Source organism: Kribbella sp. NPDC056951 (assembly GCF_042674205.1).
Taxonomy (GTDB): domain Bacteria; phylum Actinomycetota; class Actinomycetes; order Propionibacteriales; family Kribbellaceae; genus Kribbella; species Kribbella yunnanensis.
In genome coordinates this window covers 127,217-149,881 of the sequence record NZ_JBHUQZ010000002.1, presented here as the reverse complement: position 1 = coordinate 149,881, position 22,665 = coordinate 127,217, and the positions used below count along the sequence as shown (strand labels likewise).

Annotated in this window: 20 protein-coding genes; 10 read left to right on the top strand and 10 right to left on the bottom strand. The window is 67.9% G+C overall.

Annotated features, from left to right (window positions below; all coding sequences use genetic code 11):
* The first annotated feature begins 67 nt into the window (after window positions 1-67).
* From ACFTSF_RS08250 to ACFTSF_RS08225, 6 genes are read left to right on the top strand one after another with little or no spacing between them, the layout of a single operon-like run.
* The gene (locus ACFTSF_RS08250) at window positions 68-1,714 is read left to right on the top strand and encodes an ABC transporter substrate-binding protein (RefSeq protein ID WP_380153197.1); all 1,647 of its coding nucleotides are present in this window, start codon (window positions 68-70) and stop codon (window positions 1,712-1,714) included.
* A complete protein-coding gene (locus tag ACFTSF_RS08245) occupies window positions 1,711-2,664 on the top strand; it encodes an ABC transporter permease (protein ID WP_380153196.1) in 954 nt (317 codons plus the stop codon). The genes ACFTSF_RS08250 and ACFTSF_RS08245 overlap by 4 nt, the downstream gene beginning before the upstream one ends.
* Window positions 2,661-3,527, top strand: coding sequence for an ABC transporter permease (locus ACFTSF_RS08240; protein WP_380153195.1), 867 nt, complete (start codon window positions 2,661-2,663; stop codon window positions 3,525-3,527). The genes ACFTSF_RS08245 and ACFTSF_RS08240 overlap by 4 nt, the downstream gene beginning before the upstream one ends.
* The gene (locus ACFTSF_RS08235; protein ID WP_380153194.1) at window positions 3,524-4,540 is read left to right on the top strand and encodes an ABC transporter ATP-binding protein; all 1,017 of its coding nucleotides are present in this window, start codon (window positions 3,524-3,526) and stop codon (window positions 4,538-4,540) included. The genes ACFTSF_RS08240 and ACFTSF_RS08235 overlap by 4 nt, the downstream gene beginning before the upstream one ends.
* Window positions 4,537-5,511: an ABC transporter ATP-binding protein gene (locus ACFTSF_RS08230; protein ID WP_380153193.1), complete on the top strand. Its 975-nt coding sequence runs from the start codon at window positions 4,537-4,539 to the stop codon at window positions 5,509-5,511. The genes ACFTSF_RS08235 and ACFTSF_RS08230 overlap by 4 nt, the downstream gene beginning before the upstream one ends.
* Entirely contained in the window at window positions 5,511-7,262 is a 1,752-nt protein-coding gene (locus ACFTSF_RS08225) for a gamma-glutamyltransferase family protein (protein WP_380153192.1), read from the top strand. The genes ACFTSF_RS08230 and ACFTSF_RS08225 overlap by 1 nt, the downstream gene beginning before the upstream one ends.
* A gap of 63 nt (window positions 7,263-7,325) precedes the next feature.
* Here ACFTSF_RS08225 and ACFTSF_RS08220 read toward each other — a convergent pair whose 3' ends face one another.
* The gene (locus ACFTSF_RS08220; RefSeq protein WP_380153191.1) at window positions 7,326-8,003 is read right to left on the bottom strand and encodes a GntR family transcriptional regulator; all 678 of its coding nucleotides are present in this window, start codon (window positions 8,001-8,003) and stop codon (window positions 7,326-7,328) included.
* 282 nt (window positions 8,004-8,285) lie between these two features.
* Here ACFTSF_RS08220 and ACFTSF_RS08215 point away from each other — a divergent pair, with 282 nt between their 5' ends.
* The gene (locus ACFTSF_RS08215) at window positions 8,286-9,200 is read left to right on the top strand and encodes a GNAT family N-acetyltransferase (protein ID WP_380153190.1); all 915 of its coding nucleotides are present in this window, start codon (window positions 8,286-8,288) and stop codon (window positions 9,198-9,200) included.
* On the opposite strand, the gene ACFTSF_RS08210 is transcribed toward ACFTSF_RS08215, so the two are convergent.
* Window positions 9,145-9,564, bottom strand: coding sequence for a TrmH family RNA methyltransferase (locus tag ACFTSF_RS08210; protein WP_380153189.1), 420 nt, complete (start codon window positions 9,562-9,564; stop codon window positions 9,145-9,147). The genes ACFTSF_RS08215 and ACFTSF_RS08210 overlap by 56 nt on opposite strands.
* Before the next feature lie 211 nt (window positions 9,565-9,775).
* Window positions 9,776-11,542, bottom strand: a complete 1,767-nt coding sequence (locus ACFTSF_RS08205; RefSeq protein ID WP_380153188.1) for a M1 family metallopeptidase — start codon at window positions 11,540-11,542, stop codon at window positions 9,776-9,778.
* 165 nt (window positions 11,543-11,707) lie between these two features.
* On the opposite strand from ACFTSF_RS08205, the gene ACFTSF_RS08200 reads away from it, so the two are divergent.
* On the top strand, window positions 11,708-13,264 hold the full coding sequence (locus ACFTSF_RS08200) for an adenylate/guanylate cyclase domain-containing protein (RefSeq protein WP_380153187.1): 1,557 nt from the start codon (window positions 11,708-11,710) through the stop codon (window positions 13,262-13,264).
* Between the two features lie 21 nt (window positions 13,265-13,285).
* Here ACFTSF_RS08200 and ACFTSF_RS08195 read toward each other — a convergent pair whose 3' ends face one another.
* From ACFTSF_RS08195 to ACFTSF_RS08185, 3 genes are read right to left on the bottom strand one after another with little or no spacing between them, the layout of a single operon-like run.
* Window positions 13,286-14,008: a MerR family transcriptional regulator gene (locus ACFTSF_RS08195; RefSeq protein ID WP_380153186.1), complete on the bottom strand. Its 723-nt coding sequence runs from the start codon at window positions 14,006-14,008 to the stop codon at window positions 13,286-13,288.
* A gap of 2 nt (window positions 14,009-14,010) precedes the next feature.
* Window positions 14,011-14,742 (bottom strand): SDR family oxidoreductase, encoded by a 732-nt coding sequence (locus ACFTSF_RS08190; protein WP_380153185.1) that lies wholly within the window; start codon window positions 14,740-14,742, stop codon window positions 14,011-14,013.
* Between the two features lie 9 nt (window positions 14,743-14,751).
* Window positions 14,752-15,555 carry a GNAT family N-acetyltransferase gene (locus tag ACFTSF_RS08185; protein WP_380153184.1) on the bottom strand — a complete coding sequence of 268 codons (804 nt, stop codon included), beginning with the start codon at window positions 15,553-15,555 and terminating at the stop codon, window positions 14,752-14,754.
* Window positions 15,556-15,658: 103 nt separating this feature from the next.
* Between ACFTSF_RS08185 and ACFTSF_RS08180 the strand changes: the two genes are divergently transcribed.
* A complete protein-coding gene (locus ACFTSF_RS08180) occupies window positions 15,659-16,447 on the top strand; it encodes an ArsR/SmtB family transcription factor (protein WP_380153183.1) in 789 nt (262 codons plus the stop codon).
* Here the strand turns inward: ACFTSF_RS08180 and ACFTSF_RS08175 are convergent, their stop codons facing one another.
* The 4 genes from ACFTSF_RS08175 to ACFTSF_RS08160 all read right to left on the bottom strand — a co-directional run bounded on the left by ACFTSF_RS08175 (window position 16,448) and on the right by ACFTSF_RS08160 (window position 21,631).
* Window positions 16,448-18,577, bottom strand: a complete 2,130-nt coding sequence (locus tag ACFTSF_RS08175) for a RecQ family ATP-dependent DNA helicase (protein ID WP_380153182.1) — start codon at window positions 18,575-18,577, stop codon at window positions 16,448-16,450.
* Window positions 18,578-18,833: 256 nt separating this feature from the next.
* Entirely contained in the window at window positions 18,834-19,313 is a 480-nt protein-coding gene (gene soxR, locus ACFTSF_RS08170; RefSeq protein WP_380153181.1) for a redox-sensitive transcriptional activator SoxR, read from the bottom strand.
* A 51-nt stretch (window positions 19,314-19,364) separates the two neighbouring features.
* A complete protein-coding gene (locus tag ACFTSF_RS08165) occupies window positions 19,365-20,345 on the bottom strand; it encodes a serine hydrolase domain-containing protein (protein ID WP_380153180.1) in 981 nt (326 codons plus the stop codon).
* A complete protein-coding gene (locus tag ACFTSF_RS08160; protein ID WP_344147103.1) occupies window positions 20,342-21,631 on the bottom strand; it encodes an MFS transporter in 1,290 nt (429 codons plus the stop codon). Before ACFTSF_RS08160 ends, ACFTSF_RS08165 begins: the two co-directional genes overlap by 4 nt.
* 70 nt (window positions 21,632-21,701) lie before the next feature.
* Here ACFTSF_RS08160 and ACFTSF_RS08155 point away from each other — a divergent pair, with 70 nt between their 5' ends.
* Window positions 21,702-22,661, top strand: coding sequence for a GlxA family transcriptional regulator (locus ACFTSF_RS08155; RefSeq protein ID WP_380153179.1), 960 nt, complete (start codon window positions 21,702-21,704; stop codon window positions 22,659-22,661).
* Window positions 22,662-22,665: the final 4 nt, after the last annotated feature.

Genomic DNA, 22,665 nt, shown 5'->3' with positions numbered 1-22,665 from the left:
CAATCCCTTGCGCGGGCAGCTTGTATACATGAAACAGTCGGGGCACCGCCTACGCAGGGAGCATGTGATGTCTCCTCGACTTCCGTTCGTGTTTGCGACTGTCCCCGTGATGGTCACGGCCCTCGCGCTCGTCGTGGCCGGCTGCTCTCCGGTGCAGCCGGCCGCTGACGGGCCGACGGCCGCGGAGACCCAGAGCGATGTGTTCGGCGAACCCGCGGATCCGGCGCAGGTGAAGGCCGGCGGGACGCTGACGGTCGCGCTCTCCGCGGATCCCGACAAGCTCGATCCGACGCTGTCGCGCAGTCTGTACTCGCGATATGTCTTCCACACCTTGTGCGAGAAGCTGTACGACCTCGGTCCGGATGCGAAGGTCGTCCCGCAGCTCGCGACCGCGCTGCCGACGATCGCGCCGGACGGGCTCAGCCTGACCATCCCGTTGCGCCAGGGCGTGAAGTTCGCCGACGGCGGCACGTTCGACTCGGCCGCGGTGAAGACGACCATCGAACGCCACCTGACGCTGGCGGGTTCGGCCCGTAAGAGCGAGCTCGGTCCGATCAGCGCGGTCGAGACACCGGATCCGAACACCGTGGTGATCAAGCTGTCGAAGCCGTTCGCCCCGCTCACCGCGGCGCTGGCCGACCGGGCCGGCATGGTGCTCAGCCCGGCCGCGGTCGCCAAGCTCGGTGCGAACTTCTCCACCGCACCGGCCTGTGTCGGTCCATTCAAGTTCGCCAATCGCGTCGCGCAGAACTCGATCAAGGTCGTCAAGGATCCCCTGTACTACGACGCTGCCAAGGTGCACCTGGATGCGATCGAGTACCGGATCATCACCGACTCGAGTATCCGCTCGGCCAACCTGAAGGCCGGCGACGCCCAGGTCGCGGACTCGCTCTCCTCGCAGGACGCGCCTTCGCTGCAGAAGGACAGCACGATCAGCGTCCTGCAGTCCCAGTCGCTCGGCTACCAGGGCGTGACGATCAACATCGCCAACGCGAACGGCGTCGGCAATCCGCTGAAGCAGCTCGACACCCCGATCGCGAAGGACCCGCGAGTCCGGCAGGCACTCGATCTGTCGATCGACCGCGCGGCGCTGGTGAAGTCGATCTTCAACGGGCTCAACACTGTTGCGTGTTCGCCGGTTTCACCGAAGAGCGAGTTCACGTCCGACGCGGCGCAGGCGTGTCCGGCTCATGACCCAGCGAAGGCGAAGGAACTGCTCGCCGCGGCCGGCGTCAGTACGCCGTACAAGGTCTCGATGATCACTTCGAACAACCCCGACAGTCTGCGGCTCGCGCAGGCTCTGCAGGCGATGGTGAAGGACGGTGGATTCGAGCTGGTGATCAAGCCGGTCGAGTACGCCTCGCTGCTCGATCAGCAGGATCGCGGCGACTTCGAGATCCTTCAGCTCGGGTGGTCCGGCCGGGTCGACCCGGACGCGAACATCTTCAACTTCGTGGGTACGACCGGCAGCCAGAACGTCGCCGGCTACAGCAGCCCCGAGGTCGACAAACTGCTGACTGACGCGCGGCAGTCCACGGACAAGGCGCAGCGGATCAAGCTGTACGGCGATGTGGTCACCAAGTTGCAGCAGGACGAGCCGCTGATTTACCTGTACCGGCAACGGAACCTGACCGGGGTTTCGAAGAAGCTGCTCGGCGTGCAGACCTATCCGGACGGGGTGATCCGCACGGCGTTCGCGGGGTTCGCCAAGTGAGCCGCTACCTCCTGCACCGGCTGTGGCAGTCGGCCGTGACGTTGATCCTGGCGACGATCGTGGTGTTCGCCGGGGTCCGCGCGCTGCCGGGTGATCCGGCGCTCGCGTTGGCAGGTGAGGATCGGGATCCGGAGTCGTTGCGGGCGATCCGGGAGCAGTACGGGCTGGACGATTCGTGGCTCGTGCAGTTCTGGCAGTTCGTGAGTCATGCGGCGCGGGGCGATCTCGGTCAGTCGATCCGGACGGGTGAGCCGGTCAACGGGATGATCGCCGGTGCGTTGCCGGTGACGATCGAGCTGTCGGTGCTGGCGATTCTGGTGGCTGGGGTGATCGGCGTCGGCGCGGGCGTGATTGCCGCCGTACGGCGGGGTCGGCCGGCTGAGTGGGCGGCGAACGCGCTCGCGCTGCTCGGGCTGTCGGTGCCGAACTTCTGGCTCGGGCTGATGGCGATCCTCTACCTGTCCGTTGCCCTCGGCCTCTTTCCGGCGTCGGGGTTCGTGCCGTTCTTCACCAATCCGGTGGCTAATCTGCACCATCTGGTTCTGCCGGCGCTGATTCTCGGTACGGGTCTGGCGGCGGTGATCATGCGGCAGACCCGGTCGTCGATGCTGGATGCGTTGTCCGCTGACTATGTGCGGACTGCGGAGGCCAAGGGGTTGTCGCCGCGTGCGGTGATCGGGCGGCATGCGCTGCGGAACAGCTTGATTGTCGTGGTCACGATCGTTGGGCTGCAGCTCGGGGCGTTGATCTCGGGGGCGGTGGTGACTGAGCGAATCTTCGCGCTGCCTGGGTTCGGGAAGCTGACGGTCGATGCGGTTTTCCAGCGGGACTACCCGGTGATCCAGGCGGTCGTGCTGGTGACGGCGACGGCGTACATCGTGATCAATCTGCTCGTCGACCTGCTGTATTCGGTGATTGATCCGCGGATCCGGGTCAGGGGTGAGTCATGACGACGGTCGCGGTGCCGATCCGGACCAATCGGCGGAAGGTCGCGCGGCGGATCCTGCGCAATCCGCTCGCGATCACCGGGCTCGTCGTACTCGTGCTTGCGATTGTCTTGGCTGTCTTCGCCAATGTGCTCGCGCCGCACGAACCGACGCAGACTCAGCTGGACCAAGCTTTTGCACCACCCGGTACAGCGGGGCATCTGCTGGGGACCGATGATCTCGGGCGGGATGTGCTGTCGCGGATCATGTTCGGGCTGCGGGCTTCGTTGCATGTGGGGTTGCTGGCGGTCGCGACCTCGTTGGTGATCGGGGTACCGCTGGGGTTGATGGCGGGGTACTTCCGTGCGATCGACGCGTTGATCTCGCGGCTGACCGATCTGGTGCTGGCGTTTCCGTTCCTGATTCTGGCGGTGGGGCTGGCGGCGATCCGCGGGGCGAGTTTGGGGAACGCGGCGATCGCGATCGGGATTGCGCAGATTCCTGGGGTGATCCGGATCGTGCGGTCGGAGACGTTGCGGCTGAAGTCGTTGGACTTCGTGGCTGCGGCGATCGTCGAGGGCGCGAGTGATGCGTGGGTGCTTGGGCGGCACATCCTGCCGAACGCCGCGTCGGTGATCATCGTGCAGGCGACGGTCGCGATTCCGGCGGCGGTTCTTGGGGAGGCGGTGTTGTCGTTCCTGGGGCTCGGGATTCAGCCGCCGGCGCCGAGTCTGGGGACGATGTTGTCGGATGCGCAGCAGTTCGCGGCGCGGGCGCCGTGGGCGGCGGTGATGCCGGGGTTGGCGATCATGCTGCTGACGTTGGCGTTCAACATCGTCGGCGACAGCCTGCGCGACGCCCTCGACCCGAAAGCGAGCCGCCGATGAGCGCGACCGCGAGGCCCAGCGCCGACTCGACGCAAGCTGGCCGTGACCGGCGCGTGCTGGAGGTGCGGGACTTGTCGGTGGCCTTCCGCACCGAGGACGGTCAGTTGTCGGCGGTGGACCGGGTCAGTCTCGAGGTCGGGGCGGGCGAGGTGCTGGCGATTGTGGGTGAGTCGGGGTGCGGGAAGAGTGTGACGGCGATGAGTTTGGCGGGCCTACTCCCCCGGTCGGCGCGCGTCGACGGTTCAGTGCGGCTGGACGGGGTTGAGCTGATTGGCGCGGATAAGCGAACACTGCGGTCGATTCGCGGGCGCGAGATCGCGTACATCTTCCAGGAGCCGATGACGTCATTGAACCCGGTCTTCACGGTCGGCAGTCAGATCGGTGAGGTCCTTCGCACGCATCTGGGGTCTAGCCGGAGTGCAGCCCGGGCTCGCGCGATCGAGTTGCTGAAGCTGGTGGGGATTCCGTCGGCCGAACGTCGGGTCGACGACTATCCGCATCAGCTGTCCGGTGGGATGCGGCAGCGAGTGATGATTGCGATGGCGGTCGCGTGTGATCCGAAGGTGCTGATCGCCGACGAGCCGACCACCGCGCTCGACGTGACGATCCAGGCGGGCATCCTCGACGTACTGCGGGGTCTGCGGGAGCGGCTCGGGACGAGCATCGTGCTGATCACGCACGACCTTGGCGTGGTGGCCGATCTCGCGGATCGGGTCGCGGTCATGTACGCCGGGCGGGTCGTCGAGACGGCCGAGGTCCACGAACTGTTCGCCCACCCGCAGCACCCGTACACGACCGGTCTCCTCGGCGCCTCCCCCGCCGCCGGCCGCCACGCGGATACTGAGCGGCTGGATGAGATCCCGGGCCTGGTGCCGGTGCTGTCGGAGCAACCGAACGCCTGCACCTTTGCCGACCGCTGCGGCCAAGCAGTCGACGCCTGTACGACGGCTCAGCCGCAACTGACGTCTAGTGGGCACGGACTGGCGTGCTGGAACCCAGTGGGGGTCTCATGAATGCGCTGGAGGTCGAGGACCTGGTCATGCACTTCGGTCCGGTCCGTGCGGTCGACGGGGTGACGCTGCGGATCCGTGAAGGCTCGGTGGTGGCACTGGTCGGTGAGAGCGGTTCTGGGAAGTCCACAGTCGGCCGCTGCATCGTCAGACTGCTCGAACCGACCGGAGGCACGGTCAGACTCGCCGGTGCGGACATCACGCACCTCAACCGGCGTCAATTGCGTTCACACCGGCGGGACGTCTCCATCGTGTTCCAGGACCCGGCGGGGTCGCTCGACCCGCGGTTGTCAGTCGGGGACATCGTTGGGGAGCCACTGCGGTTGATGCGGCGGAAAGACATCGCCGTACAGGTCTCTGAGGCGCTGCGGCGAGTGGGCCTGCGTCCTGAGGTCGCCCAGCGCGCACCGCATGAACTGTCGGGTGGGCAGCGTCAGCGGGTCAGCATCGCTCGCGCGCTCATCTCCGAGCCGCGGCTGCTGGTGGCGGACGAGCCGACGAGTGCGCTTGATGTGTCCGTGCAGGCCGCCGTACTGAATCTGCTGGCGGATCTGCAGCGGGATCTCGGGTTTGCGTGCTTGTTCATCACGCATGACTTGTCGGCGGTTGAGTACCTGGCTGACGAGGTTGCGGTGATGTATCTGGGTCAGCTGGTTGAGCAGGGGCCGCGGGCACGCATCTTCGGTACGCCGGCTCATCCGTACACGCAGGCGTTGTTGTCGGCCGCGCCGGTGCCGGATCCGGTGGCGCAGCGCGAGCGCAAGCCCGTGTTGCTGGGTGACGACCTACCGTCGGCGATCGATCCGCCGGACGGCTGCCGGTTCCACACCCGGTGTCCGGTAGCGGTTGATCGGTGCCGGACGATTGTGCCGGAGGCTCGCGTGATCGGATCGGGTGGACACCAGGTGGCGTGTCACCTGGTTGCTGACGACGGTAGCGGTCCCGACGTACGAACAGCAGAAGGAGTGGCTTGATGACGTTCACCACCCGGCCGACGTTGCGCGGCACGTTCGGCATGGTTTCGTCGACGCACTGGCTGGCGTCGCAGTCGGCGATGCGGATGCTGGAGCTCGGCGGGAACGCGTTCGATGCGGCGGCTACTGCAGGGTTCGTGCTGCACGTGGTGGAGCCGCATCTGAACGGGCCTGGTGGTGAGGTGCCGGCGATCGTGGCGACGGCGGACGACCCGACGCCGCGGGTGCTGTGTGGGCAGGGGGTTGCGCCGGCCGGGGCGACGATCGAGCACTATCGGTCGCTCGGGCTCGATCTGGTTCCGGGGTCGGGGCCGTTGGCCGCGACTGTGCCGGGTGCGGTCGACGCGTGGTTGCTGCTGCTGCGGGACCACGGGACGCTGCCGCTGCGCGTCGTACTGGAACCGGCCATCGACTACGCGCGCAACGGGCATCCGCTGGTACCGCGGGTGACGGAGACGGTGGCGACGGTGCAGTCGCTGTTCGAGGAACACTGGCCGACGTCGGCGGCGCTGTGGTTGCAGGACGGACCGCCGACCGGGTTATTCCGGAACGAGGCGTACGCGGCCACGCTTGAGCGGCTCGTGGTTGAGGGTGAGGCGGCTGGAGCGGATCGGGTCGCGCAGGTCGAGCAAGCGCGGAAGGTTTGGCGGGAAGGGTTCGTGGCCGAGGCCATCGATGGGTTCTCACGGTTGCCGCATCGCGATTCGAGCGGTTCGGATCATGCGGGGTTGATCACTGGGGATGATCTGGCGGCGTTCTCGGCTAGCTGGGAGGACGCGACCACGCTCGACTGGAACGGTCACACGGTGGCGAAGACCGGGGCTTGGGGACAAGGACCGGCTTTGCTGCAATCGCTCGCCGTACTGGCTGAGCTTGGTGATGTGGACCTGGCGAGTGCTGAGGGGGTGCACACGACGGTTGAGGTGATGAAGCTGTCGTATGCGGACCGCGAGGCCTGGTACGGCGACGGCGACGTACCGCTGAAGTCGTTGCTCTCCCCCGCGTACGCTGCTGAGCGGGCGCGGCTGGTTGGTTCCGAGGCGACGCTCGAGCTGCGACCGGGGTCGCCGGACGGGCGCGCGCCGCGGATGCCGTCGCTTGCTACCGGCAACCATCTGATCGATGCGAGTGTCGGGGAACCGACCGTTGCGCGCGATGGGGTGACGCGTGGCGACACGTGTCATGTGGATGTGGTGGATCGGTGGGGCAACATCATTTCGGCGACGCCGAGTGGTGGGTGGTTGCAGTCGTCGCCGACGATTCCGGAGCTGGGGTTCTGTCTGGGGAGCCGGGCGCAGATGTTCTGGCTGGAGGAAGGGTTGCCGGCGTCGCTTGCTCCGGGCAAGCGTCCGCGGACGACTTTGACGCCGACGCTGGTACTGCGGGATGGGCGACCGGTGGTGGCGTGTGGTTCGCCGGGTGGGGATCAGCAGGATCAGTGGCAACTGCTGTTCCTGCTGCGGCACCTGGGTGGCGGGATGGACCTGCAAGAGGCGATCGACGCGCCGGCCTGGCACACCACCGGCTTCCCGTCGTCGTTCTACCCCCGCGCAACCGAGCCCGGTGGGCTATCCCTCGAGAGCCGCCTAGGCCCGGCAATCCGCGACGACCTGGTACGCCGAGGCCACGTAGTCACCGAGTCCGACCCCTGGAGCCTCGGCCGCCTCTGCGCCGTACGCCGAGACCCCAACGGCCTCCTATCCGCAGCCGCCAACCCCCGAGGAATGCAAGGCTACGCCGTAGGCCGCTGACCCCAAGCTAACGTCCGAACAACCGGAGGCGGGCCCTCCGATCCTTCGGACGTTGTGGGTTGGTCAAGCCGGAGGGCGTTGGCCTAGGGCTGCTTTGGCTGCGGCTTCTACGTGGAGGCGGGCGGCTTCGGTGGCGGCTGGGCGGTCGCGGGCGGCTATGGCGTCTACTAGGCGGACGTGTTCTTCCGACGAGTGGGGGGCTCGTTGGGCGGCGCCCACTCGGAAGACCCAGTGGACGTGGTGGTACATGGCGGCTGAGATCGAGTGCAGCCAGCGGTTGCCGCTGACTTCGATGACGGCGCGGTGGAAGTCGCTGTTCAGTTCGGCGACTCGGCCGAAGTCTTGTGCCTCGGTGGCGGTGCGGGCGTCGTCGCACAGTTGGCGGAGGCGGGCGATGTCTTGTTCGCTGGCGCGTTCGGCGGCGAGGCCGGCGGCTAGGGTTTCGAGTTGTTCGCGGACCGAGAACAGGTCGCGGACGGCGGTCTCGTCGAGGGTGGCTACGACGGCGCCGCGGCGGGGCAGGATCTGGACGAAGCCTTCGGCCTCGACGACTCGCAGGGCCTCGCGGACCGGGTTTCGGGAGACGCCGAAGTCGTCGGCCAGCCGCGTTTCGGTCAGACGCTCGCCCTGTGCGTAGTCGCCGTCGACGATGCGTCGCCGCAGCTCCGCCAGCACCTGCTCGCGTAGTGCGATGTGGTCGGCGCCGATCGTCCGGATCGCGTCCGCAGCCAGCTCTTGCACCCCGTGCTCCTCTCCCCACTGTGCCTGCCACGGTCGAGTTCCGCGGTCGGCTTCGCAGCACCGTAGCGGATTCACCGTGTCAGAGGGGGCCTGGGGACTCCACGCCGTAGCGAGGAGGTGCTCGGTGCGGTGCATCGGCGTGCGGGGGCGAAGGGTGCGATGCGGAGCATCGTGCGCTTTGCACACGTGCGGCGAGGTGCCGTGCCGAGTGCCCCGCAGTAGGCGTGGGGTCCCCAGGTCCCCTCTTAAGCACGTGGCCCGCTGGGGAGCTATGGTGCCGGTTTGAGCATCAAGCTAACTCCTCTGACCGATCCGGACTTCCGGCCGTTCAGCCGCCGGATCGCCTGGCTGGCTGCGGACGCCGCCGGCCACCCGGTCGGTTCCGCGTTCCTCCGGTTGCACAGTCGTGAGTCGATGGCGCATCTGGCCGAGCTCGAGATCACCGTCCACCCCGCCGAACGCCGTCGCGGCATCGGCAGCCAACTCCTGTACGCCGCTCTCACCGCGGCCCGCGATCAGAACGCGCGGGTGGTCGTGGCCGAGGTTCACGCGGACACCCCGTCGTACGAGTTCCTGGTGCACCACGGGTTCACGATCGGGCTCACGCTGATCTTCGCCCGGCTCGATCTGGCGACGGACGTGCAGCCGGCGTCCCCGCCGGCCGGCTACCGCGTCGTGACGTGGCAGGGCGTCGTACCGGATGAACTGGTGCAGAGCTTCACGGATGCGCGGACCGGGATGGATGATGCGCCGACCGGTGCAATCGACTATGGGACTGACCAGTGGGATGTCGCGAGGACCAGGAACGCTGCTGAGGTGATTGCGCAGCGCGGCGAGTACCTGATGACGGTGGCGGCGGTTGAGGAGGCCAGCGGGCAGGTGGTCGCGTTCACCGAACTCGTCGTACCGGGTGATGGGAAGAGCGATGCTCAGAACTACGGCACCGCGGTCCTCCCGGCCCACCGCGGCCGCGGCCTCGCCCGGTGTCTGAAGACCGAGCAGATCCGCTGGGCCCGCTCAGCCTTTCCCGACCTAGGCGGCCTGCTGACCGACACAGTCGACACCAACGTCGCCATGCGGCACCTCAACGCCGCTCTCGGCTACGTCCCCACCCACACCGTCCACCGCTGCCTGTTCGACCTCACAGCAGCCCAGCCAGCCGATACAGAACCAGCGAGCCAGCCACCGCGACATTGAGACTCGAACCGGTTCCGATCATCGGAATCTCCACCACCAGATCCAGCTGATCCACTGCCTCAGGTGGAATCCCGGTCCGCTCATGACCCAGTACGGCGATCGTCCGGTTCCGCGCCGCCTTCAGGTCACCGAGCCGCACCGACTCGTCGGCCAACTCGACCCCGACCACCGTCGTCTCCGCACGGGTCTTCTGATCGATCAGCCAGCGCACCGGGTCATGCCCGGTCCAGTGCACACACGACCGCGTCCGCAACGTGTTGCCGCGGGCAAGCGCATCCGGCACCCACGGCAACCGCGGCACCGCAAGACAGGCCCCGACCGCATCACATGTCCGCAGCAACGTGCCCAGATTGGCCTCGTGCATCGGCCACAACACCGCGACCAGCAAGTGGTCCCAGCACCCGTGAGCCCGGCGCCGACGTTGCCCTCGAAGCTCCTTCGGGTTCCGCACCCGAATCCGAGCCCCACTCATCCGCCAGCGGGAGCGACCCTCCCGCACGTACAAGTCATCATTCGCAGGGCGCTTAGCGGCGCGCCCGGGCCATCGACGAACAACAAGACGACCTCAGACTAGCTCACTGGCCGAGGATCTTTTGGACTGCGAGGGTGGTGATGGGGTGGTAGCCGGGGCGGGCCTTGGCGAACACCTCGGAGGCGAAGGCGCGGTCGCTGCCGGCCAGGGCTCGGTAGACGGGGAGGACGAGTTTCATGCGGCCGACTTCGGTGAGGAAGGCGGCTAGTTCGGCGTACGCGGGTTCGTAGCTGCTGGCGGCGACGATCTGGTACCAGCGGCGGGCGATCTCGCCGTTGGCGGTGCCGGTGAGGCCGAAGGCGCGGTCGAGTTGCTGGAGCTGGTTGGGGCTGAGCATGTCGGGGGCGGCGTCGAGGAAGCGGAGCCACTCCTGGGTGGTCCAGTTCGCGGCGCCGGCGGGGAGTTCGCCGGAGGTGAACCACAGGGTGCGGGCCTCGTCGACGACCTGGAAGCGGGCCGAGACGGCGCGCTCGGCGAAGGCGGGGATGCCGGGCTCTTCGAGCCAGGCGGCGACCTCGTCGTCCTTGACGATGCCGGGGTGGGCGTCGAGCAGGTGCTCCTGTAGGTGGCCGACGAAGTCGTCGGAGTTGATGCTGCGGAAGGCGAACCGGTCGAAGTACCCGCGCAGGAACGGGTCGAACACGTCCCGCGAGAACCGCTCCTCCAGCCATGCCAGGAACCAGGTGCCCTTGAGCGGCCCGAGCGCGGTGGTGCCGTGGTACTCGGAGCGGTGGTTCAGTCCGGGCAGCTCGACCGCGAGCTCGGCCGGGGTGAGCGGGTCGAGCTTCACCACGGTGGCGTGCTGCTTGATCGCCGTCTCCATCACCGCGAACTCGGTCCCGTAGACCGCCTCGACGATCCGGTTCTCGACGTACGCCGTGAAGCCTTCGTTCAGCCAGATGTCGTCCCAGCTGTCCTGGGTGACCAGGTTGCCCGACCAGCTGTGCGCGAGTTCGTGGGCGACGACGCTGACCAGGGACTTGTCGCCGATCACGACCGTCGGGGTCGCGAATGTCATCCGCGGGTTCTCCATCCCGCCGTACGGGAAGGAGGGCGGCAGCACGAGGATGTCGTAGCGGCCCCAGCGGTAGGGGCCGAAGAGCGCCTCGGTGACTCGCATCATCTCTTCGGTGTCGGCGAACTCCTGCGCCGCCCGCCCGGCCATCGCCGGCTCGGCCCAGACGCCGGAGCGCTCACCGAGCGGCTCGAAGACGAGGTCACCGGCGGCGATCGCCAGCAGGTACGACGGGATCGGTTCGGGCATCACGACGTCGTACGAGCCGGTACGGCGGGAGGTGGTGCCGTTGTCGGCGCTCATGAGCACCATCAGCTCGGGCGGCGCGGTCACGTGCGCGGCGTAGCTGAACCGCACACCGGGGGTGTCCTGCACCGGCACCCAGCTGCGCGCGTGGATCGCCTGGGACTGGCTGAACATGAACGGCATCACGCCACCGGCCGTCATCGACGGCTCCAGCCACTGCAGCCCGGTCGCGGTCGGCGCCGTCCGGTAGCTCACCCGGACCCGCTCCTGGCGCGCGGTCCGGATGGTCAGCGCGGACCCCAGCTCCTTGTCCGGCACCGCGAGGCTGTACTCCAGCGGCTCCCAGCCACCGGCCGTCTCACCCTCGACCGCGAGCACGGTCAGGTCACGCGTGTCCAGGATCAGCCGGTCACTGGAACCAGACCAATCCAGCGTGTGCGTGGCGGTGCCGGTGAGCACCTTCGCGGTGAAATCCAGCTCGAGATCGAGTTCGAGATGGGTCGTCCGAACCAGCAGTGGTTCGGCGTAAGAGTGGCGATCGTGCGTCACGGAGTGCTCCCGAGTGAGTGCGTCCGGGGAACATTACCCACGGCTGTCGTGTCTCAGGCGGCCGATCTGAGCCACCAGCACCACCGTGCCAAATAGCTGGTGTCATTCCCGCTCAACGGCGAGGGTTGTTGCATCAAGCTGCAACGCTGGGAGCACACTGTGACCATGACATCGCACGGGGGTGCCGAGCTGGTCCTGAAACGGCGGCCGTTCGGCTCCTGGCTGCTCGGACCCGCCGACCAGAGCACGAAAATGCTCCGGCTCCGCCTCCGGGTGCTGATGACAACGTTCTCCATCGGCACCAACCTGATCGGCGCCGCGGTCGTGTACACGCTGGCCGTGTTCGTCCTGCCCGGTCCCCCGCTGAACGCTCGGCTCCTGCGGCTCGAGGCGATCTTCGTCCCGTCGTACCTGCTGTTCGCCATCCTGGTGGGCTGCCTGTGGAGCACGCGCGTGACGGTACGCCGTACTGCCTGGGTGGACGAGGATCGGCCGGCCACGCGGAAGGAGCAGATCACCACGCTCCGGCTGCCGTTGCGGCTGACCCTGATCGAGGTGGTGCTCTGGATGGTTGCCGCGGTCGGCTTCACCGCCGCCACCGTGGTGATCCAGCCGGAGAACGCGTTGCGGGTCGCGGTGACGATCTTCGACGGCATGATCGTGACCTGTGCGGTCTCGTATTTGCTGACCGAGTTCGCCCTCCGCCCGGTCGCGGCGAAGGCGCTGGCCGACTCCGCTCCCCCGCGCCGGCTACTTGCCTTCGGCCTCAAAGCGCGCACGGTGCTGTTCTGGGCGGCCGGCTCGGCGGTGCCGGTCGCCGGGCTGATGCTGACCGCGATCGTGGCGATGGTCGAGGGCGGCGTCTCCGCGACCCGGCTGTCGGTGGTGATCCTGGTCCTCGGCACCGTTGCCCTCGGCATGGGTTGGCTGCTGATCGTGCTGTCGGCCAAGTCCGTGGTCGCGCCGGTCCGGTCGGTGCGTGACGCGCTGACCCTGATCGGCGAGGGAGAACTGAACATCCGGATCCCGGTCTTCGACGGTACCGAACTCGGGTCCCTGCAGGCCGGGTTCAACCGGATGGCGGCCGGTCTGCGCGAGCGGGAGCGGATCCGGGACGTCTTCGGCCGGTACGTCGGTCCTGAGGTCGTCCGCGAGGCGTTGACCAGCGACCAACTGGGTGGCGAGGAACGGTTCGTCGCTGTCCTGTTCGTCGACCTGGTCGGCTCCACGAAGATTGCGTCGGACCGGCCTCCGACGGAGGTGGTCCAGCTGCTGAACCGCTTCTTCACGATCGTCGTCGACGAGGTGGTGCGCGAGGGCGGATTCGTGAACAAGTTCGCCGGTGACGCGTCACTCGCGATCTTCGGGGCACCGGCCGAGCTGATCGACCCGGCCGGGGCGGCACTGCGGGCCGGGCGGGCGCTGAGTCGGCGTCTGACCGAAGAGTTGCCGGAGGCAACAGCTGGGATCGGGGTGACCGCCGGGATCGTGGTGGCCGGCACGGTCGGCGACGTACGGCGGCTCGAGTACACGGTGATCGGGGATCCGGTGAACGAGGCGGCTCGGCTGAGCGAGCTGGCCAAGAACACGCCGGAGCGGCTGATCGCGTCGATGTCGACGGTCGACGAGGCGGGTCCGACCGAAGGTGAGCACTGGCGGCCGGGTGATCGGGTCACGGTTCGGGGCCGCTCCGAACCCACCCAGCTCGCCGTACCCGAGTAGCACACGGACCCCGCCCACAGCTCAGGGCGGTGGGGGCGCCGCGCCCCGCTTCTCCTCGACCAATTGGTGGAGGAGGCCGGCGCCGTACAGCATCGCTTTGGTGATGCGGTCGTGGGCGGCGCGGCGTTCGGCGATCGCGTCGCGAAGGGCCTCGGTGCTGCCTGTTTGGCGCAGGCCTTCGAGGACGGGGCGGATCTGGTCGAACGAGTAGCGGCCCTGGCGGAGCATGTGGATGATGCGGGCGTCGCGGATCTGTTCGGGCTCGTACCGGCGGTACTTCGTCACGCGCTCGCGCGTCGGCAGCAGCAGGCCGGCGGCCTCCCAGACACGCAGCGCCGACGTACGGACGCCGAGGCGGTGCGCCAACTCGCCCACCAGCAGCGCGGGACCGGTCGGCGCCGGCTCATCGCGGAACTCGGCCGCGGCCGCACCCAGCGCCTCGCTGGCCGCGTCAGTCGCGAGGCGTTGCTCGTAGAGACCGGCATGCGCTTGGTCGACCAGCCGGTACGCCGATTCCTCGTTGCCCGCGTGGACCGCCTGCATGATGTGGCGAGCGGTCTCGGCGCCGAACCCGGGCGCGAGGGCGCGATAGGTGAGCAGCGCGGACACGTGTTCCTCGCCGTACTGGCGGTAGCCGCTGTCCGTGCGCGGGGCCGGCGGGAGGATCCCGTCTGCTTCGTAGTTGCGGATGAGCTGGGTCGACACCCCCGCACGCCGCGCCAGATCGACCGGCCGCAAACCCATCGTCAGCGGCCGCCCGAGACGTCCATGGTGGTTCCGGTCATGTACGACGACCGGTCCGAGGCGAGGAACGCGATCACCTCGGCCACTTCCTCGGGCCTACCCGGTCGGCCGACGGGCGGCGTCGTACCGAGCCGGTCGAGTCGGCCTGGCGCGTGGATGTCGGTCTCGATCAGTCCGGGCCGGACGCCGAGCACGCGGATACCTTCCTTGGCGACCTCGTTCGCGAGACCGACCGTGAGGGTGTCGACGGCCGCCTTGCTGGCCGCGTAGTCGACGTACTCCCCCGCCGATCCGAGCACGGCCGCGCGCGACGACACGTTGACGATAACACCGCCATCGCCGCCGTGCTTGGTGGACATCCGGCGCACCGCGGCACCGGCGACCAGGAACGCGCTGATCGCGTTGATCCGGAACACGGTGTCGAGCCGCGCCGCGTCGTACTCATCGACGCGACCGGACGGCGAGACGACGCCGGCGTTGTTGATGACGGCGCTGATCGGTCCGAGTCCGTCGGTGACGGCGTCGAAGAGGCGCTCGATCTCTTCGGGCTCGACGACATCAGCCTGTACGGCGATCGCGCGGCGGCCCAGCTTCTCGCAGGCTTGCACCACCTTGGCCGCCTCGTCGTCCCGCGACCGGTAACCGATCCCGACATCCCAGCCATCCGCCGCCAACGCGACCGCTGCCGCAGCGCCGATCCCCCGGCTCCCACCTGTCACCAATACAACCGTCATGGGAACACCTTAGGAGGAAGGCGGGATCGAGATCCCCAACTGGGTCTCCGAGTCGCTGAAGCCGAGCGCGCGATAGATCCGGATCGCCAGGTAGTCCGGGTCCGCGACCATCACCAGCGTCTTGGCGCGCCCCTCGCTCAGCCCGTACGTCGACGCATGGTGCACGAGCGTGCTCGCGATGCCCTGGTTGCGGTCGTCCGGATGCGTCTGCACGTTCTGGAACCGGGCTAGTCCCGCGCCGTCGAACATCAGCCCGAGCGAGGCCTGGAGCCGGTCGCCGTCGAACGCACCGAACCACACGCCGTGCCCGGCCTCGACGCGACCTCGATCGGCCAGCCCGCGGCGGCGGTTGTACTCGATGTAGCCCTCGTCGACGGTCATGGTGGCGGTCTTGAGGTTCAGCTCGTCCTGCTGCGCCCAGTCGCCATCGGTCGACAGCAGGCGGTACGTCGAGGTCGTGTTCGGCCTGGTCGGGGCGATGACAGTGGACGCTGCCATCACCGTGTCGCCATCAACCGTGGCACCGAGCGCGAGCAACTCCTCCTTGACGCCGTCCACCCCGAGCACACCGTCGGTGGTGTCCACACCGATCGAGACGTGCTCCGCGTCCGGGAACTCCTTGCGGAACTGTTCGAGGCGCCGCTGTACGTCGCCCGGGCCGAACGGCGTGCGGTAGAGCAGGTAGTTCCCCCACCAGAACATCGGGTTGGCGGGTGTCCGGATGACGACGTACTCGCCGTTGTCGTGCAGTTCGCTCCCGCCGAGACCGAGGAGGAACAGGTCGGTGCGGTAGCCGAGGCTCTTGATCTCCACCCCCTCATGGTCGTGGGTGCGTCAACGCATTTCCTTGACAGGCAGCCGCACGGGTGCCTATTTTGAACAGGCAGCCGAATGGCTGCCTATGGAACGGAGCGGGATGGACGACGAGGTGTTCCGGGCACTGGCCGACCCCAGCCGGCGGCAACTGCTGGATGCGCTCAACGCGCAGAACGGGCAGACGCTGCGCGAGCTGTGCGCGGGACTGTCGATGGCGCGGCAGTCGGTCAGCAAGCACCTCGCGGTGCTGGAGGCCGCGAACCTCGTCAGCACGGTTCGGCGCGGGCGGGAGAAATACCACTACCTGAACGCCGAGCCGATCAACGCCATCGCCGATCGCTGGATCAATCGCTACGACCGTCGGCGGGTGCAGTTGTTCGCCGACCTCAAGACGGCTCTGGAGGCCGAGACCATGAGTGACAACGACTTCGTCTACACGACCTACATCAAGACCACGCCGGAGCGGCTGTGGCGCGCACTCACCGAGCCGGAGTTCACGACGCAGTACTGGGGGCTGCACTTCGAGACCGACTGGGAGGTCGGCTCGGAGATCGTATGGAAGATGGGGAAGGCGACGATGGCGGGTCCTGGGCAGGTCGTCCTCGAGCATTCGCCCTTCACTCGGCTTGCGTACGCGTGGCATCACATGACGCCCGACTTCGCGGCCGAGGCGGGCATCGAGGATGAGCTGTTCCAGCGCATCAGCAGTGAGCCGTTGTCGAAGGTGGCGTTCGATCTCGAGCCGGTCGACGGTCAGGTCAAGCTGACCGTCACCCACAGCGGCTTCGAGCCCGGCAGCACCATTCGCGAAATGATTAGCTCGGGCTGGCCCGCGGTGCTGTCCGACCTCAAGTCCTTCGCGGAAGCCACCCCAGCACTCGTCAGCTGATCATGGGCGTTTGTGCAGTAGCAGTGGCAGTACGGCGCCTGCCCCGGCCTCCCGGAGTTTCGCGGCGGCGACGGTGACTGGCCATTGCGATGAGCTGGCGTCGACCAGGAGTAGGACTGTGCGACCGGCGACGGTTTGGGCGGTGGTGCCGTCTACCTGGAGACCGTCGCGCCAGACTCGGGCCTCGTCGGCTGAGGACAGGTCGTCGGTGTAGCCGGAGCGGTCGACAGTGAGGTCGGCGCGGTCTAGGCGGCCGACTGTGGCGATTCGATCGGCGACTGCGGCGGTGACTGCGGTGTGGCCGGCGGCGGCTAGCGGGACGACTACCTCGGGGCGGCTGGACCAGGTGCTGCGCCAGCGGGACAGGGCGGCGACCGCGCCGGCCTGGAGGGCTTCGAGGGCATCGGCGGGTGGTTGGCCACCTGCGAATGCGGCGGCGAGAACCTCGCGCCACTCGGGCGCATCGGCGTAGATGAGGGAACGGCCGGGGTCGGCCATCAGGTTGGCGGGGATCTTGCCGCGCGGGCCGAACGAACCGCCGGGCCACATCTTGCGTGGTTCGAGGACGTGCACCTCGCCGCGGAGCAGTCCGGTGACGGTTGCGACGGTGTCGGCGTCCGGCGCCGCGGAGAGCGGGGCGGGCAGAGCGCCGAGGCAGACCGAACAGCGGCCGCACGGCTCGGCGGAGGCGTCGTCCAGGGACTCCTGCAGTAGTTGCATCAGGCAACGTTCACCGCGGGTGTAGGCGCGCATGATGTCGGCCTCGCGACGTCGTACCGCGACGATGCCGTCGTAGTGGGCCGCGTCGAACGTCCAGTCCTTGCCGGTCCGGATCCAGCCGCGCTCAAGCCGCTCGGTGACGCCGTCAACCGCGAGCTGCTTGAGCATCAACTCGACGCGGGTGCGGCGCAGGCCGGTCTCGGCTTCGAGCGCGGGGACGCTGGCCGGCTGGTCGGGGCCGTAGGCCTGCATGGCGTGCAGGAGGCGGTTGACGTTCTCCGGTACGGGGATGGTGGCGGTGGCGAAGTAGTCCCAGATGCCGGAGTCGGCATCGGACGGCAGCAGGGCGACGATCGCGTGGTCGATGCCGCGGCCGGCGCGACCGACCTGCTGGTAGTACGACACCGGCGATGGCGGTGAGCCGACATGGACGACGAATCCGAGGTCGGGTTTGTCGTATCCCATGCCGAGCGCGGAGGTCGCGATCAATGCCTTCAGCCGGTTGTCACGGAGTGCGTCCTCGAGGCTCTCGCGCTCCCCCGCCTCCAGAGCACCCGTGTACGCCGCTACTGGCACGTCGCGACCGTGGATCTCCTGGATCGTCGCGGCCAGCCGCTGCGCATCCGCGACCGTCAACGCGTAGACGATGCCCGAGCCCGGAAGCTTCGGCAGATGATCGACCACCCACGCGAACCGCTGCAACGGCGACAACCTGTCGACCACGGCAAGCTGCAGACTCGACCGAGCCAGCGGCCCCCGCAGTACCAGCGTTGACTCACCCAACTGGTGCGCGACGTCGTCGGTGACTCGCTCATTCGCTGTTGCAGTTGTGGCGAGGACCGGCGTCTTCGGATTCAGGTGCTGCAGTACGTCGGACACGCGGCGGTAGTCGGGTCGGAAGTCGTGTCCCCAGTCGGAGACGGCATGCGCTTCGTCGATCACCAGCAGACCGATCTCCCCCGCCAAACTGTCCAGCACGCGCCGGCCGAACCCCGGGTTCGCCAACCGCTCAGGCGAAACCAGCAGTACGTCGATCGCTCCAGAGCGCAGGTCCTGCTCGATGCCCGACCACTCGTCGACGTTGTTCGAGTTCAGCGTCGCCGCCCGCAACCCCGCCCGCCCGGCCGCACCCACCTGATCCCGCATCAACGAAAGCAGTGGCGAAACCACCAGCGTCGGCCCAGCACCTTCAGCCCGGCGAATCGCCGTAGCCGCCCAGTACACCGCCGACTTCCCCCACCCCGTCGCCTGCACCACCAGAACCCGAGCCGCCGGCTCACACAAAGCCGCAACCGCAGTCTCCTGATCCGACCGCAACCGCGCGCTCTCCCCCGCGATCGCCTGGATCACCCCACCGGCAATCCCCGCCCGCGCTTCGTTCAGAGCCAACCCCGCACCACCATCAACCATGCCCCGACCCTAGACGCCCCCACCCCCATTCCCCACTTCACACCAACCCCCTGTGGATAACCCACCCCCAACCACCACAAACAACAGGAGGTCCCGCCAGTTCCCCGTCCCAGTCACCACTCCCCACACGTGTCGCAAATGCATTCCACGCCCACCTGATAGTCCACCCCACCGCATGATGCGCGGGGATCCTCGTTTGGTGGGTCGCCCGGAAAGGGGTGGGCGGGTGGAGTGGGGGGATCAGGTGGAGTGGGGGTTAGGCGCAGCGGCCGGGGTGGCAGGGTTCGCCGGTTGGGGTTTGTAGGCGTTGGGGGCCGGGGCCTTTGGCGGCTAGGGCGTCGTGGGGGTTGGCCAGGGCGCAGCGGTCGAGGGAGAGGCAGCCGCAGCCTACGCAGTCTTTGAAGTCGTCTCGGAGTTGTTCGAGGTGGAGGATGCGGCGGTCCAGTTCGGCTTGCCAGCATTCGGAGATGTGTTCCCAGTCCTGGCGGGTGGGGGTGCGGTTCTCCGGGAGGAGGGCGAGGATGGCGGCGACTTCGGACAGGGGGATGCCGACGCGTTGGGCGATGCGGATGAGGGCGACTCGGCGGAGGGTGTCGCGTTTGTAGCGGCGTTGGTTGCCGGCGGTTCGGCGGCTGATGATGAGGTTTTGGCGTTCGTAGAAGTGCAGTGCGGAGATCGCGACTCCGCTGCGTTGCGCCAACTGCCCGACCGTCAGCTCACCTGGCTCGACGTCCACTACTCCACCCACGGCTCCGCCCTCCAACAACAACCTCAACTTAGGTCGAGGCTAGCTGACGAAGGCACGTGCGATCGGCCAAGCCCCCGGTGAAGTGTTGGACAACACGGTGCAGGTGAGACCGGTGTGCGGATCGTGGGTGGACTTGAACGACTCGCCGGCGTCGTACCCGACCAGCGTCACGGCATCCGTCGTACCGTCCAACCAGAAGCCGAGGCCGCACCGCCTCGACTCCTCCGGTACGTCGCAGCGCGGCCGCACGACCTCTTCGACGGAACTCACGATGTCGCCGGCGAAGAACGCTCGCCAGAACGTCGAGATGTCAGCGGCCGTCGTGTGGATGCCGCCATCTCCCGTGGACAGCACCGGGAGGTGGAAGACGTTCGAGCGATCGACCCCGTCGAGCGGCAGATACCCGACAGCCGCGTCGGCGGGTAGTTCGTCGGAGCGCAGGAAGTCGGTTCGGGTCATACCGGCCGGGCGCAGCACCCGTTCGCGAACGAGGTCGTGGTAGCCGACACCGCTGGCCCGCTCAGCCAGCAAGGCGAGGACCACGAAGCCACCGTTGCAGTAGGCGAACCGCTCACCGGCCGGGAACTTGGTCGGGTGCCCGTCTAGCAGCGGCAGGAACGCCTCGGTCGTCGCGAGCTCGTGGGCCGCGCCGATGAAGTAGTCGGTGATCTCGGACTCGACCTCTTCGTCGAGGTAGTCGCCAATGCCGGACGTGTGCGTGAGCAGGTGCTCGATCGTCACGTCGTCCGCGATCAGCGGCAGATCCTTCCCGAGCAGCGATCGAGCCGTCGTACTCAACTCCAGCGCACCCTCGCGCACGAGCGAGATCACCGCCAGCGCAGTGAAACCCTTGCTCCCACTGGCGATCCCGAACCTGGTGTCCAGCGTGTTCGGCACTCGATAAGCGCGGTTCGCCAGCCCGTACGCCTGAGCAAACTCGACCTCCCCGCCCCGATCGATCTGGACGACACCGGAGAACCCGGTCTCCTGAGCAATCTTGTCGATCTCCCCCAGCTTCATGTCGGCAGATTAGCCGGTACCACGATTCGTCGTCCGATGCTCGCGGACATTAGGGCAGCCGCTGCGCAGAGCCCGCCGGCCAGGTACCAAGCGAGGTTGTAACTGCCCTGCACGTCCCGAATCGCACCCGCTCCAGTCGCCGCCAGCGCCGCACCGATCTGATGCGAGGCGAACACCCACCCGAATACGATCGGCCCGTCGACACCGAACCACTCCCGGCACAGCGCGACGGTCGGCGGCACAGTCGCGACCCAGTCCAGACCGTAGAAGATGATGAAGACCCAGACACTCGGCTGTGCAGTCGGCCCGAGCAGTGACGGCAGGACCAGCAGGGACAGGCCGCGCAGCGAGTAGTAGGCGATCAGCAGGTACCGCGGGTCCCAGCGATCCGTCAGCCAGCCGGACAGAATCGTGCCGCCGACATCGAAAACGCCGACCAGCGCGAGCAACGAGGCCGCAGTGGTGATCGGCATCCCGTGGTCGTGGGCGGCGGTGACGAAGTGTGTCCCGATCAGTCCGTTCGTCGAGGCACCGCAGATGGCGAACCCACCCGCCAGCATCCAGAACGCCGGCCGCCGCGCCGCCGTACGGAGAGCATTCAGCGCGCGCAGCGCACTACTACCGGTCGCTTCCACACGCTGCCCGGCAAGACTGCCCTCAGGGGCACCGTACGCGCGCAGGCCGACATCGCTCGGGTAGTCACGCAGGAAGATCAGCACCAGCGGTACGACGGCCAGCGCCGTACCGGCCGCGACCAGAGCGGGCGTCCGCCAGCCGTAGTTGGCCGCGAGGTTCGCGATGAGCGGCAGGAAGATCAGCTGACCGGTCGCACCGGCCGCGGTCAGCAGGCCGGTGACCAGACCGCGGCGCTCGACGAACCAGCGTCCGGTGATCGTCGCCACGAAGGTCATCGACATCGAGCCGGTACCGACGCCGACGAGCAGTCCCCAGCAGAGCAGGAGCTGCCAGGACGAGTTCATGAAGATCGTCAGACCGCTGCCGAGCGCGATGAGCACCAGCGCACCGCTGACCACCCGGCGCAGACCGAGGCGGTCCATCAGCGCCGCCGCGAACGGCGAGATCAGGCCGTACAGCAGCAGGTTGATCGAGACCGCCGACGAGATCGTCGCGTGCGACCAACCGAACTCCTCATGCAGCGGATCCAGCAGCACGCTGGGCACCGACCGGAACCCGGCCGCGCCGATCAACGTCACGAACCCCACCGCAGCGACTGCCCAGGCCAAGTGCACCCGGGCAGGCTTCTTCGTCTCCACAGTCTGCGTCACCCGACTACTTTGCGGCCTCGGCCGCCGCCGAACCAGTGGCCTGAACGCCATCATGTGTCAAGATGTGGCCATGAGGCATATCGTCGCTGTGCTGGTCCTGGAGCCGGTGGTCGGATTCGACATGACCATCCCGTCGACCGTCCTGGGTGCGGCCAGCACCGCGGACGGCACGAAGCTGTACGACGTCCGCGTCTGCGGGATCGATCGTGAACCGGTCCGGGTCGAGGCCGGCTTCAGCATGATCCCGGACTACGGTCCCGAAGCGCTGGCCGAGGCCGACACCGTGATCATCCCGGGCACCTACATTCCGCAGCCTCGCTACGAAGGCACGCTGCCGGACGCGCTCGCGAAGGCACTCGCGACCATCCGCCCGGGCACGCGGGTCGCCTCGATCTGCACAGGAGCCTTCGTGCTCGGCGCAGCCGGGTATCTGGACGGACGTCCGGCGACCACGCACTGGAAGCGTGCCGAGTTGTTCCGCGAGCGCTATCCCCAGGTGGAATTGCGCGAGGAGCAACTGTTCGTCGACGACGGCGATATCCTCACCTCGGCCGGACTCGCCGCCGGAGTGGACCTCTGCCTGCACCTGATCCGCCGCGACTTCGGCAGCGATGTCGCCAACCGCGCCGCCCGCGCCTGCGTGGTCCCGCCGTGGCGTGATGGCGGGCAATCGCAGTTCATCGAACGCGCCGTACCGGACGAGGGCACCGACGGTACGTCGCCGACCCGCGCCTGGACGCTGCATCACCTCGACCGGGATTTGAGCCTGCAGGCGATGGCCGCGCACGCCCGGATGAGCGTGCGGACCTTCAGCCGCCGGTTCAAGGCCGAGACCGGGCAGTCGCCGGGCATGTGGCTGATGCAGCAGCGCATCCGGCACGCCTGCCACCTGCTGGAGACGACCGACTTGTCCGTCGACCGGATCGCCACCGCCGCCGGTCTCGGTACGGCGGCCTCCCTGCGGCACCACCTGCGCTCCGAGCTCGGCGTCTCACCCCTCGCCTACCGCAAGACCTTCCGCGCCAGCTGACCTC